Source organism: Ottowia sp. (assembly GCF_035444425.1).
Taxonomy (GTDB): domain Bacteria; phylum Pseudomonadota; class Gammaproteobacteria; order Burkholderiales; family Burkholderiaceae_C; genus Ottowia.
In genome coordinates this window covers 1-13,244 of sequence record NZ_DAOMOQ010000058.1, presented here as the reverse complement: position 1 = coordinate 13,244, position 13,244 = coordinate 1, and the positions used below count along the sequence as shown (strand labels likewise).

The 13,244-nt window shown below is 67.9% G+C and carries 10 protein-coding genes; 8 read left to right on the top strand and 2 right to left on the bottom strand.

Features of this window, described 5'->3' with window-relative positions; translation table 11 throughout:
• The 7 genes from nosZ to PK606_RS14960 all read left to right on the top strand — a co-directional run.
• The coding region (nosZ, locus tag PK606_RS14990; RefSeq protein ID WP_324565113.1) for a TAT-dependent nitrous-oxide reductase at positions 1-1,511 on the top strand (1,511 nt) is incomplete at its 5' end.
• Positions 1,512-1,581: 70 nt separating this feature from the next.
• Positions 1,582-4,224 (top strand): 4Fe-4S binding protein, encoded by a 2,643-nt coding sequence (locus tag PK606_RS14985; protein WP_324565112.1) that lies wholly within the window; start codon positions 1,582-1,584, stop codon positions 4,222-4,224.
• Entirely contained in the window at positions 4,221-5,486 is a 1,266-nt protein-coding gene (locus tag PK606_RS14980) for a nitrous oxide reductase family maturation protein NosD (RefSeq protein ID WP_324565111.1), read from the top strand. The genes PK606_RS14985 and PK606_RS14980 overlap by 4 nt, the downstream gene beginning before the upstream one ends.
• The gene (locus PK606_RS14975) at positions 5,461-6,423 is read left to right on the top strand and encodes an ABC transporter ATP-binding protein (protein WP_324567586.1); all 963 of its coding nucleotides are present in this window, start codon (positions 5,461-5,463) and stop codon (positions 6,421-6,423) included. The genes PK606_RS14980 and PK606_RS14975 overlap by 26 nt, the downstream gene beginning before the upstream one ends.
• Before the next feature lie 5 nt (positions 6,424-6,428).
• The gene (locus tag PK606_RS14970; protein ID WP_324565109.1) at positions 6,429-7,241 is read left to right on the top strand and encodes an ABC transporter permease; all 813 of its coding nucleotides are present in this window, start codon (positions 6,429-6,431) and stop codon (positions 7,239-7,241) included.
• Entirely contained in the window at positions 7,238-7,774 is a 537-nt protein-coding gene (locus tag PK606_RS14965; RefSeq protein ID WP_324565107.1) for a nitrous oxide reductase accessory protein NosL, read from the top strand. Before PK606_RS14970 ends, PK606_RS14965 begins: the two co-directional genes overlap by 4 nt.
• Positions 7,775-7,783: 9 nt before the next feature.
• Complete coding sequence (locus tag PK606_RS14960; protein WP_324565106.1) at positions 7,784-8,422, top strand: nitrous oxide reductase accessory protein NosL; 639 nt, start codon at positions 7,784-7,786, stop codon at positions 8,420-8,422.
• Between the two features lie 20 nt (positions 8,423-8,442).
• On the opposite strand, the gene PK606_RS14955 is transcribed toward PK606_RS14960, so the two are convergent.
• Entirely contained in the window at positions 8,443-9,876 is a 1,434-nt protein-coding gene (locus tag PK606_RS14955) for an aldehyde dehydrogenase family protein (RefSeq protein WP_324565105.1), read from the bottom strand.
• Positions 9,877-9,950: 74 nt separating this feature from the next.
• Between PK606_RS14955 and PK606_RS14950 the strand changes: the two genes are divergently transcribed.
• Positions 9,951-11,180, top strand: coding sequence for an MFS transporter (locus PK606_RS14950; RefSeq protein ID WP_324565104.1), 1,230 nt, complete (start codon positions 9,951-9,953; stop codon positions 11,178-11,180).
• 109 nt (positions 11,181-11,289) lie between these two features.
• On the opposite strand, the gene PK606_RS14945 is transcribed toward PK606_RS14950, so the two are convergent.
• Positions 11,290-13,244: sodium-translocating pyrophosphatase (locus PK606_RS14945; RefSeq protein WP_324565102.1), on the bottom strand; the 1,955-nt coding region annotated here is incomplete at its 5' end.

Here is a 13,244-nt window from a genome sequence, read left to right as displayed (position 1 = left end):
CCTACACCGACGGCGACTACGACGGCAAGTACGCCTGGATCAACGACAAGATCAACAGCCGCGTGGCGCGCGTGCGCCTGGATACCTTCACCTGCGACAAGATCACCCAATTGCCGAACGTGCAGGGCTTTCACGGCATCTTCCCGGACAAGCGCGACCCGGTCGATCCGGCGATCAACCACACCACGCGCGTGTTCTGCGGCGGCGAGTTCTCGATCCCGCTGCCCAATGACGGGAGCGACGCCAACGACCCCACGAAGTACCGCTCGCTGATGACCTGCGTCGACGCCGAGACCATGGAAGTGCGCTGGCAGGTGCTGATCGACGGCAACTGCGACCTGCTGGCCACCAGTTTCGATGGCAAGCTGGCGGCGACCAACCAGTACAACACCGAGATGGGCGTGCACTACGAGGACATGATGTCCGCCGAGCGCGACGCCTGCCTGTTCTACAACATCGGCCGCATCGAGCAGGCGGTGAAGGACGGCAAGACGACCACCATCGGCGACAGCAAGGTGCCGGTGGTCGACGGCACCAAGGAGGCCAACAAGGACCCGAAGACCGCGCTGGTCGCCTACGTGCCGGTGCCGAAGAACCCGCACGGCGTCAACGCCAGCCCCGACGGCAAGTACTTCATCTGCTCGGGCAAGCTGTCGCCCACCACCACCACGATCGAGCTGCAGAAGGTGCTGGACTGGTTCGACGGCAACCTGGACGATCTGCAGAAGACGGTGGTGGCCGAGGTCGAGGTCGGCCTGGGCCCGCTGCACACCGCCTTCGACGGCCGCGGCAACGCCTACACCACGCTATTCCTGGACAGCCAGGTGGTGAAGTGGAACGTCGAGGCCGCGATCAAGTTCCATGCCGGCGACAAGAACGTCAAGTACGTGGTTGACCGCATCGACGTGCACTACCAGCCGGGCCACATCAACGCCACCCACTCGGAGACCAAGTCGGCCGACGGCAAGTGGCTGGCGGTGGGCTGCAAGTTCTCCAAGGACCGCTTCCTGCCGGTCGGCCCGCTGCACCCCGAGAACGAGCAGGTGATCGACATCTCGGGCGAGAAGATGGTGATGGTGGCCGAGCACCCGGTGCGTCCCGAGCCGCACGACTTCATCATCATGCGGCGCGACATCATCAAGCCCAAGCAGGTCTACGAACTCGACGACTTCCCGCTGGCGATCAAGGATGCCAAGGAAGCTGGCGTGACGCGCGACGGCAACAAGGTCACGGTCAAGGTCACCTCGCAGGCGCCGGCGTTCAGCCCGCGCGAGTTCACGGTGAAGAAGGGCGACGTGGTCACCCTGATCCTGACCAACCTCGACAAGGTCGAGGACCTGACCCACGGCTTCGCGATCCCGAACTACAACGTCAACTTCATCGTCAACCCGCAGGAGACCAAGTCGGTCACCTTCGTTGCCGACAAGCCCGGCGTGTTCTGGGCCTACTGCACGCATTTCTGCCATGCGCTGCACCTCGAGATGCGCTCGCGCATGATCGTGGAGGCGTGATCACGGCGAACTGTCGAGCCGTGGCGGCCGGCCCGGCGAATCGGGCCGGCCCTGTCCTGAGAACTGAGCCATGATGAGAAGTCTGAAAGTAGTTGCCAGCGTCCTGATCGTCCTGGTCCAGTTGCTGCTCACGCCCGCGTTCGCCGCGCCTACCGGACAGGCCTACGAGGCGGCGCTGCCCGCCGAGCTGGCGACCGCGCCCGACATGTGCGCGCTGATCCCGTGCAAGGATGTCTTTCCGGGGGCGCAGAGTTTTTCACCCCGCAAGGGCCAGCCACCTTACGTCGAGGCCTATGGCGCACCCGACGCCAGCGGCAAGCCCAGGCTGCTCGGCTACGTGGTGCTGTCCACCGACGTGACCGACATGCCGGCGTATTCCGGCAAGCCGGTGGTCACGCTGATCGGCATGGACACCGAGGGCAGGTACGTCGGTGTCAAGGTCATCAAGCATTCCGAGCCGATCCTGCTGCTGGGCATTCCGGAATCGGCCCTGATCGAATTCAACAACCAGTACCTCGGCAAGTCGGTCAAGGACAAGATCGAGGTCGGCCCCTCGCGGCCCGACGAGGAGATCCTCGGCGTCGATGCCGTCTCGGGCGCCACCGTGACCGTGGTGGTGCAGAACCAGGTGATGCAGCTGGCCGGCTCGGCGGTGGCGCGCCAGGTCGGCGTGATCGAGCCGACGGTGCGCGAGCCGGCGCGCTATGCCGGTGCCGAGCTGCGCTACGACTGGGCCCAGCTGGTGCAGATGGGCGCCGTGCAGCGCCTGGTGGTCAAGCCCGAGCAGGTCGGCCTGGCGCGCAGCAGCGAGCCGTTCATCGAGCTGTGGTTCGCCGACCTGAACCACCCCGCGGTCGGGCGCAGCCTGATGGGCAAGAACAGCTTCGACGGCCTGCGCGCGCGCCTCGGCCCGGACGACAGCGCCATCATGGTGATCCGCACCGCCGGCAACGAATCGTTCAAGGGTTCCGGCTTCGTGCGTGGAGGCATCTACGACCGCGTCCAGGTCAAGCAGGGCAACGACTCGTTCACCTTCCGCGACACCGACTACTACAACCTGTATGGGCTGGAAGCGGCCGGCGCACCACGCTTCACCGAATCGGGCATCTTCGTCGTCCGCTCCAAGTCGTTCTCGCCCGCCTACCCGTGGAAGCTGACCTTCCTCGGCAACCGGGTCGATGCGGCGACCGGGCACCGCAGCTTCGCCGCCTTCGACGGCAACTACTGGCTGCCCGACACGCTGCTGGAAGGCGGACGCCCGAAGATCCAGCAGGCCGAGGCGACCTGGGTGCGGATCTGGAAGTCGCGCGCGTGGGAACTGGTGGCCTTCACGGCGCTGCTGCTGATGGTGGGCATCGCCTACAGCTTCCGCGAATTCCTGACGCGCCGCTCGTCGTTCCGCAACAAGTGGCCGGTCAACATCTTCAAGTACACCGCCTGGGCGGTCAGCATCACCTGGGTCGGCAGCGTGCTGCTGGCGCAGCCCTCGATCACGCAGGTGCTGACCTGGTTCCACTCGATCCTGTTCCAGTGGCAGTGGTCGCTGTTCCTGTCGGACCCGTTCATCTTCCTGTTCTGGGTCTTCATCATCATCACCGTGTTCCTGTTCGGGCGCGGCCTGTTCTGCGGCTGGATGTGCCCGTTCGGCTCGCTGTCCGAGCTGATCTACAAGGTCGCCGGCAAGATCGGCCTGGCGCGCTTCCAGGTCAGCATGCCGCGCGTCTGGCATGATCGCCTGAAGTGGGGCAAGTACCTGATCTTCTTCGCGCTGCTGGCGGTGTCGATGATCGACATGGGACTGGCCGAGAAGCTGGCCGAGGTGGAGCCCTTCAAGACCACCTTCCTGGTCGGCATCCAGAACCGGCCCTGGCCCTACGCGGCCTACGTGGTGGCGCTGCTGGGCCTGGCGGTGTTCATCGAGCGGCCGTTCTGCAAGTACCTGTGCCCGCTGGGCGCCGCGCTGGCGATGCCGAGCACGTTCCGCTGGTGGGGCCTCAAGCGCAAGCTCGACTGCAACGTCTGCAAGGCCTGCCAGCGCACCTGCGGTTCGCTGGCGATCGGCGATGATGGGCGCATCGACCACCGCGAGTGCCTGCATTGCCTCGACTGCATGATCCTCTACACCGACCCGAAGGGCTGCCCGCCGCTGGGTCGCGAGCGCAAGCGCCGCGCGCGCGACGGCCTGATGATCACGCCGATCGGCAAGCACGGCTACTACATCCCGATCATGCCGGCCACCAGCTACATGTCGCAGGTCGATCCGCGCTCGCCCGCGTTGCCCGATCCGCGCATGGCCAGCGCGCCGTCCCTGAACCCGCCGCCGCAGGCGCACCCGCGTGCGCGCGGCCTGCGCTGGCTGTTCCTGGAACTGCTGGACCACGTGTGGCCGTGGAGCCGCGAAGGCTGGACCTCCAGCCGCTCGCTGCAGATGATCGGCGTGTCGCTGGCGATCGCGGCGACGCTGGTCTGGATCATCGCGGCGACCGGGCGCCTGTCGCCGCCGACGATCATCGCCTGGTGGTTCGGCTGGAGCCTGTTCGAGGTGCTGATCCGCATGAGCGGCAACCGCTACGTCAAGGACGGTCCGTGGTGGCAGCGCAACTTCCGCGTCGCCAGCTGGATGGACATGCTGAGCTACGTCGGCTTCAAGAACCTGATGATCGGCGCCATCCTGTTCCTGGTGCTGAAGGCGCTGGGCATGCTCACCGTATGAGGGGTGCCCGGGCGCTTGCGATCTGCCTGCTGTCGATCGGCCTGTCGGTGCAGGCGGCGACGCTGCGTGTGCGGCCAGGCGACGATCTGCAGGCGGTGGTCGCGGCCGCCGCGGCGGGCGACGTGATCGAGATCGAGCGCGCCTCGTACCGCGTCAATCTGAAGATCGACAAGCAGCTCACCCTGCGCGGCATCGACCGGCCCACGCTCGACGGCGGCCTGACCGGCGATGTCATCCGGGTGACCGCGCCGGACGTGCTGATCGAAGGCCTGATCGTGCGCGACTCCGGCGACGACCTGACGGCGCAGAACGCGGGCATCTACATCTATCCGGGCGCGCACCGCGCCATCGTGCGCCACTGCGACCTGACCTACAACCTGTTCGGCCTGTGGATCGAGAAGGCCGACGACGTGCTGGTGGAAGGCAACCGCATCACCGGCAAGCGTGACTACATGTCGCCGCAGCGCGGCAATGGCGTGCAGCTGTACAACACCAAGGGTGCGCGCGTGATCGGCAACGACATCAGCTTCGTGCGCGACGCGCTGTACATCGACGTCTCGCACCATGCGCTGTTCAAGGGCAACAAGCTGCACCACAGCCGCTACGGCACCCACTACATGAACTCCTACTACAACCTGTGGGAGGACAACGACACCTACTACAACCGCGGCGGCCTGGCGCTGATGGAAGTGCGCGAGCAGACCGTGCGCAACAACCGCGCCTGGGGCAATTCCGACCACGGCATCATGCTGCGCACGATCCAGGATTCGGTGATCGAGGGCAATGTCGTGGCCGGCAACCAGCGCGGCTTCTTCATCTACGACGTCGAGTACGCGACCTTGCGCGGCAACCTGGTGGTCGACAACGTGGTCGGCGCGCACCTGTCGGCCGGCTCGACGCGCAACGTGGTCGAGCGCAACGACTTCATCGCCAACCGCGAGCAGGTTCGCTACGTCGGCGCGCGCGACGAGCGCTGGGGCGTCAAGGAAGGCAACCACTGGAGCAATTACCTGGGCTGGGATCGCGACGGCAATGGCATTGGTGACGTGCCCTACGAAGCCAACGACATGGTCGACCGGCTGAGCTGGCGCTATCCGAGCATGAAGCTGCTGCTGGCCAGCCCGTCGGTGCAGGCCCTGCGCATGGTGGGGCAGCAGTTCCCGGTGCTGCGCGTGCCCACGGTGACCGATCCCAACCCGCGCATGCGGCCCCGACAAAGCGACTGGAGTCAATGGCTTGGCAGATATTTCCCCGGGGTCTGATGCCGTGAGCGGCACTACCCCCGTCATTTCGGTGCGCCAGGTGAGCAAGACCTTCGGCACCCTGCGCGCCGTCGACGGCGTCGACCTCGAGGTGCTGCCGGGCGAGATCTTCGGCCTGATCGGCCACAACGGCGCCGGCAAGAGCACGCTGTTCAAGATGATGCTGGGCCTGATCGCGGTCGATGCCGGTGACATCCACATCGCCGGCGTGCCGGTCCGGGGCCGGGGCTTTCGCGCGGCACGGCGGCAGGTCGGCTACCTGCCCGAGAACGTCGTGCTCTACGACAACCTGAGCGGGCTGGAGACGCTGCAGTTCTTCGCCCGGCTCAAGCGCGTGCCGGGCGCGCAGTGCGCGCCGGCGCTGCAGCGGGTCGGCCTGGGCGGCGTCGGCGACAAGCCGGTGCGCGCCTACTCCAAGGGCATGCGCCAGCGGCTCGGGTTCGCGCAGGCGCTGCTGGGCTCGCCGCGCGTGCTGTTCCTGGATGAGCCGACCAGCGGCCTGGACCCGGCGGCGATCCGCGACTTCTACGCCACGCTGCAGGAACTGCGCGCGCAGGGCGTGACCATGATCATCACCTCGCACATCCTGGCCGAGCTGCAGGAGCGCGTCGACCGGCTGGCGATCATGGCCAACGGACGCATCCAGGCCATGGGGACGGTGGCGCAATTGCGCGAGCAGGCCCGCATGCCGCTGACCATGCTGCTCAAGCTGCGTGGCGCTGACCCGGCAGCCGTGAGCCGCCGATTCGAGAGCCTGGACGGCGTGCGTGCCAGTCCCGCCCCCGATGGCGAGAGGCTGGTGCTGTCGGTCACCCGGGCGCAGAAGATGGCCGCCGTGCGCGCGCTGGCTGCGCTCGGCGACGAGGTGGAGGACATCGGCATCCGCGAGCCTTCGCTCGAGGACGTCTTCTTCGGCCTGGCGGAAGAGCAGGGGTGAGCGCGGTGGAGTTGTCCCAAGTCTTCTCGCTGGCGTCCAAGGAGTTCCGCGACCGGCTGCGCAACCGCTGGGTGCTGGCGGTGGCGGTGGTGTTCACGGTGTTCTCGGTGGTGATCGCCTATTTCGGCGGCGCCCAGCAGGGCAGCGTGGGCCTGCGCTCGATCGAGTTCACCATCGCCAGCCTGGTCAGCCTGGTGATCTACCTGATCCCGCTGATCGCGCTGATCCTGGGCTTCGATGCCATCGTCGGCGAGCGCGAGCGCGGCTCGCTCGACCTGTTGCTGTCGCTGCCGATCACGCGGCTGGAGGTGCTGCTGGGCAAGTACCTCGGCCTGGCCGCCGCGCTGACCCTGTCGACGCTGGCCGGCTTCGCGCTGATCGCGGTGCTGCTGTACCAGCAGTGGAACTGGCGCGGCCTGTTCCACTACGGCGGCTTCGTCATCAGCTCGATCCTGCTGGGCTGGGCCTTCCTCAGCCTGGCGCTGCTGATCTCGGTGGCGGCGCGCGATCGCGCGCGCGCATCGGGGCTGGCGATCGCCACCTGGTTCTTCTTCGTGCTGGTGTTCGACCTGCTGGTGCTGGGGCTGCTGGTCAGCACCGGTGGTCGCATCGCGGGCGACGTGTTCGCCTACCTGCTGCTGCTCAACCCGGCCGATGTGTTCCGTATCCTGAACGTGTTTTCCCTGGAGGACGTCAACAAGCTCTATGGCCTGACCTCGGTGGTCCCGCCCGCGCTCGGCAACCCGCTGCGCATGGGTGCGGTCATGGTGCTGTGGATCGTGCTTCCGCTGATGATCGCCCGCTGGAGGTTCAAATGATCTGCGGATTACCCTGTTTTCCCCGTGCCATGGCGCTGGCCTGGCTGCTGGCGCTCGTGGCCGCCTTGTCCGCCTGCGACCAGAAGCAGGACATCGCCGCGGTGCCGCTCGAGATCGACCGCGGCACCAGTTGCGAGCTCGACGGCATGCTGCTGGCCGACTACCCGGGCCCGAAGGGGCAGATCCGCTACGGCGGGCAGGATCGGCCGGTGTTCTTCTGCGACACGCTGGAACTGCTCAACACCCTGATCGCCGGCGAGCAGGTGCGCCCAGTGCAGGGCGCCTGGGTGCAGGACATGGCGCGTGCCGACTGGCAGCAGCCGCAGGGCGCCTGGATCGATGCCCGCAGCGCCGTCTACGTGTTCGGCAGCAAGCGCCATGGCTCGATGGGGCCGACGGCCGCCAGCTTTGCGCAGGAGGCGGATGCTGCCAAGTTTGCCGAGGAGCACGGCGGCAAGGTGCTGAAGTTCGGCGACATCAAGTCCGACATGGTCGATCTGAGCGGCGGCGCGCTGCACGACACCAGGATGTGAGGCGGGGCCATGGTCGCGCGTCCGCAAGCTTCACCTGACGGCGCCGACCGACGGCTGGTGCTGAAAGCTGGGGTAAGCCTGGGTCTGGTGGCCGCGGTCTCGGTGGCCGGGTACTGGGTGCTGCGCCGGCCGACCGCGCCGGTCGCCGTGACCGACGAGATCTGCGTGGTGGTGGCGGCCACGCCCCACGACCCGACATCGGGACTGGCCATTGATGCGCCGCGCCCGATCCTGCCCGACGCCCGTTGCCCGGTCTGCGGCATGTACCCGGCGCGCTCCAGGGACTGGGCGGCGCAGGTGATCTACGGCAACGGCGACGCCTTCTTCTTCGATTCACCCCTGAGCCTGTTCGCCTACATGCGGCAGGTGGCGCGCTACACGGCGGGACGCCAGGCCGACGACATCGTGGCGATCTACGTCACCGATGCGGCGAGCGGCCACTGGATCGATGCCCGGCAGGCGATCTACGTGCAGGGCTCCAGCGCCCTGGGGCCGATGCGGGCCGGCAACTTCCCGGCTTTCGCCACCCGTGAAAGCGCGGAGCAGTTCGCTCAGCGGCGCGGCGGTCAGCTCGTCGGCTGGCAGGGCGTCGACTCCAAGCTCATCGATCAGCTGCTGGTGGGGCGCCACCACCAGCATGACGACTAAATTCAGCGGCGGTGCGGGGCTCAGCCGTGCCGCACCGCCACGGTCTTGAGCACCGTGAAGCCATACAGCGCCTCGAAGCCCTTCTCGCGCCCGTAGCCGCTCGACTTGTAGCCGCCGAAGGGCAGTTCGACGCCGCCGCCGGCACCGTAGTTGTTGATGAACACCTGCCCGCTCCGGACGCGCCTTGCCATGCGGAACTGGCGCGCCCCGTCGCGCGTCCAGACGCCGGCGACCAGGCCGAACTTCGTCGCATTGGCGAGCTCGACCGCGTGGTCTTCGTCACGGAACGGCATCGCCGACAGCACCGGGCCGAACACTTCCTCCTGCGCCACGCGGTGCGCCGTCGGCACGTCGGCCAGCAGGATCGGTGCCTGGTAGAAGCCGGTTTCCGGCGCCTCATCGACCACCTGGCCCTGCGCCACCAGCGGGATGCCGGCGTCCTGGGCTTCGCTCAAGAAATCCCACACGCGTTGCTGCTGGCTCTGTCGGATCAAGGGGCCGACGTCGAGATCCAGCACAGCCGGGCCGACGCGCAGCGCCTCGAAGGCTTCGCCCAGCCGGGTGAGCATGCGGTCGTAGATGGCTTGCTCGATCAGCACGCGCGAGCCGGCCGAGCAGGTCTGGCCGGCGTTCTGAACGATGGCGTTGATGACCACCGGCAGCGCGGCATCGAGGTCGGCATCGGCGAAGATGATCTGCGGGCTCTTGCCTCCGAGCTCCAGCGTCACCGGGCAGTGGCGCTCGGCGGCGACCTGCTGGATCAGGGTGCCGACGCGCGGGCTGCCCGTGAAGCTGATGTGGTCGATGCCCGGGTGGCGGGCGAGGGCGTCGCCGACTTCGTGGCCGTAGCCGGTGACGATGTTGATGGCGCCAGCGGGAAAGCCCACCTCGGCCGCCAGTTGCGCCACCCGGATCAGGCTCAGGCAGGCATCCTCGGACGGCTTGACGACGCAACAGTTGCCCGCCGCCAGCGCGCCGCCGACGCTGCGGCCGAAGATCTGCATCGGGTAGTTCCAGGGGATCACGTGGCCGGTGACGCCATGCGGCTCGCGCCAGGTGAACACGCTGTAGCCGTTCTGGTAGGGCAGGGTCTCGCCGTGCAGCTTGTCGCAGGCGCCGGCGTAGAACTCGAAGTAGCGCGCCAGCGCCGCCACGTCGGCGCGGGCCTGCCGGGTCGGTTTGCCGCAGTCGCGTTGCTCCAGGCTGCTGAGTTCGTCGGCGGATTTGCTCACCTTGCGTGACAGCGCCATCAGCAGGCGCCCGCGCTCGGCCGCGCTCAGGGCGCTCCAGGGGCCTTCGAAGCAGTTGCGCGCCGCCTGCACTGCGGCGTCGAGGTCGTGCTCGTCGCTGCGCTGGATCTGGTCGAAGGGCTGGCCGTCGGACGGATCGATCACTGGCAGCGTGCGACCTGACAGCGAGGCTTTCGACTGGTTGTCGATGAAGTTGTATTGCATGCGTGAATTGTGCGGCGAAACCGACCCGCCCATCATCCCTGTGGCTGGCAGGGCAGGGCTGGAATGGCCGCACAATGCCGCTCGTCGCCATTTCCATCGTGCACCCCATGACACCCTCGACGCCTGCCCAACGACTGCCTGCCGGCATCTGGGTGCTGGGCTTCGTCAGCCTGCTGATGGACATCTCGAGCGAGATGATCCACAGCCTGCTGCCGATGTTCATGGTCGGCACGCTGGGCATGAGCGTGGCGCTGGTGGGCTTGCTGGAGGGCCTGGCCGAGGCGACGGCGCTGATCGTCAAGGTGTTCTCGGGCGTGATCAGCGACTGGTTCGGCAAGCGCAAGCCGCTGGCTGTGCTGGGCTACGGCCTGGGCGCGGCGACCAAGCCGCTGTTCGCCCTGGCCGCCGGCCCGGCCGGGCCGGCGATGGTGTTCGGCGCGCGGCTGCTGGACCGGATCGGCAAGGGTATCCGCGGCGCGCCGCGCGACGCGCTGGTGGCCGACCTGGCGCCGCCCGAGCAGCGCGGCGCCGCCTTCGGGCTGCGCCAATCGCTGGATACGGTGGGCGCCTTCACGGGACCGTTGCTGGCCGTCGGCCTGATGCTGCTGTGGGCCGACAACTTCCGTGCGGTGTTCGCTGTCGCCGTCATTCCCGCCGTGCTGTGTGTGCTGCTGCTGGTGCTGGGCGTGCGCGAGCCCGAACGGCCGGCCGGCGCACTGCGTGGCAACCCGATCTCGCGCGCCAACCTGCGGCGCCTGCCGCGCGCCTACTGGTGGGTGGTCGGCGTCGGCGCGGTGTTCACGCTGGCACGCTTTTCCGAGGCTTTCCTGGTGCTGCGTGCCGAGCAGGTCGGCGTCGCGGTGGCGCTGGTGCCGCTGGTGATGGTGGCGATGAACCTGACCTTCGCGCTGGGCGCGTACCCGTTCGGCAAGCTGTCCGACCGCGTTTCGCACCGGCTCATGCTCGGCTGGGGCCTGGTGGTGCTGGTGCTGGCCGACGTGGTGCTGGCGCTGGCCACGCACTGGTCGGCGCTGCTGCTCGGCGTCGGCCTGTGGGGCGTGCACATGGCGCTGACGCAGGGGCTGCTGGCGGCGATGGTGGCGGACACCGCACCGGCCGACCTGCGCGGCACCGCGTTCGGCTTCTTCAACCTGCTGAGCGGCCTGGCCATGCTGCTGGCCAGCGTGTTGGCCGGGCTGCTGTGGCAGACCTGGGGTCCGGCCTGGACCTTTGGCGCGGGCGCTGGGTTCAGCCTGCTGGCGATGCTGGGGCTGGGGCTGACGCGGGCCCAGCTGGTGCGCTGAGGGCAGGACGCCCGCGCAGCCTGGCTTCGCCCGGCTTCGCGCGGGCACAAAAAAGCCCGCCGGGCTGGCGGGCTTCGTCGTGCAGCGGCTGGGGCCGCTGGTGCGACGCTTATTGCAGCGTAACCTCGACCCGGCGTGCCTGGGCGCCGCTGCCGGCCTGGATGTCGGCCGGCTTCTGCAGTTCGATCTGGCCTTCGGGCACGCCGACCGCGACCAGCTTGTCGCGTACCGAGACGGCGCGCTGCTTGGCCACTTCGGCGTTGACGTCGGCGCTGCCGGTGCTGTCGACGTAGGCGCTGACGATGGCCTTCTTGCCGGCCTTCACGCCATCGACCACGGCGGCCAGCTTGGCATCGGCGTCGGCGGCGACCTCGGTCTTGCCGCTGGCGAAGTAGAACACCACCTTCTCGCCCTCGACCGCAACCGAGGCGGCATCAGCGGCGGCCACGGCTGCAGCGGGTGCGGCCGGCGGCGTCGCCGTCTTGCCGGCGTTGGGGTGCATGCCGACCACCAGCGGCACGATCAAGAGCGCCACGATGTTGATGATCTTGATCAGCGGGTTGACGGCCGGGCCGGCGGTGTCCTTGTAGGGATCGCCCACGGTGTCGCCGGTGACGGCGGCCTTGTGCGCCTCGCTGCCCTTGCCGCCGAAGTTGCCGTCCTCGATGTACTTCTTGGCGTTGTCCCAGGCACCGCCGCCGGTGCACATGGAGATGGCGACGAACAGGCCGGTGACGATGGTGCCCATCAGCAGGCCGCCCAGCGCCTTCGGGCCCAGCAGCAGGCCGACCAGGATCGGCACCGCCACCGGCAGCAGCGACGGGATCATCATTTCCTTGATCGCGGCGCCCGTGAGCATGTCGACCGCGCGGCCGTACTCGGGCTTGCCGGTGCCTTCCATGATGCCCTTGATGTCGCGGAACTGGCGCCGCACCTCTTCCACTACCGAACCAGCGGCACGGCCGACGGCCTCCATCGCCATGGCGCCGAACAGGTAGGGGATCAGGCCGCCGATGAACAGGCCGACGATGACCATCGGGTCGCTCAGGTCGAAGCTGATGGCCTGGCCGAAGTCCTCCAGCTTGTGCGTGTAGTCGGCGAACAGCACCAGCGCGGCCAGGCCGGCCGAGCCGATGGCGTAGCCCTTGGTGACCGCCTTGGTGGTGTTGCCGACGGCGTCCAGCGGGTCGGTGATGTCGCGCACGCTGCTGGGCATCTCGGCCATCTCGGCAATGCCGCCGGCGTTGTCGGTGATCGGGCCATAGGCGTCCAGCGCGACGATGATGCCGGCCATCGACAGCATCGACATGGCGGCCACGGCGACGCCGTACAGGCCGGCCAGCCAGAACGCCACCAGGATCGAGATGCAGACGAAGATCACCGGCCAGGCGGTCGACTTCATGCTGATGCCGATGCCGGCGATGATGTTGGTGGCGTGGCCGGTGGTGGACGCCTGCGCCACGTGCTGCACCGGCTTGTACTGGGTGCCGGTGTAGTACTCGGTGACCCACACCAGGGCGGCGGTCAGCACCAGGCCGACCACGCAGGCGCCGAACAGGCGCATCACGCTGCCGCTGGCGGCGATGGCGTTGTCCGGGATGATCCAGGCGGTGACGAAGTAGAACAGCACCAGCGACAGGATGCCGGCGATCGCCAGGCCCTTGTAGAGCGCCGGCATGACGTTCTTCATGTTCGGGCTGGCCTTGACGAAGAAGGTGCCGATGATCGAGCCGATGATCGACACCGCGCCCAGCGCCAGCGGATACATGGCGGCCTGCATCGGCGCGGTGGTGATCATCAATGCGCCCAGCACCATGGTGGCGATCAGCGTGACCGCGTAGGTCTCGAACAGGTCGGCGGCCATGCCGGCGCAGTCGCCGACGTTGTCGCCCACGTTGTCGGCGATCACGGCCGGGTTGCGCGGGTCGTCCTCGGGGATGCCGGCCTCGACCTTGCCGACGAGGTCGGCGCCGACGTCGGCACCCTTGGTGAAGATGCCGCCGCCCAGACGCGCGAAGATCGAGATCAGCGAGGAGCCGAAGGCAAAGCCGATCAGCGGGTTCA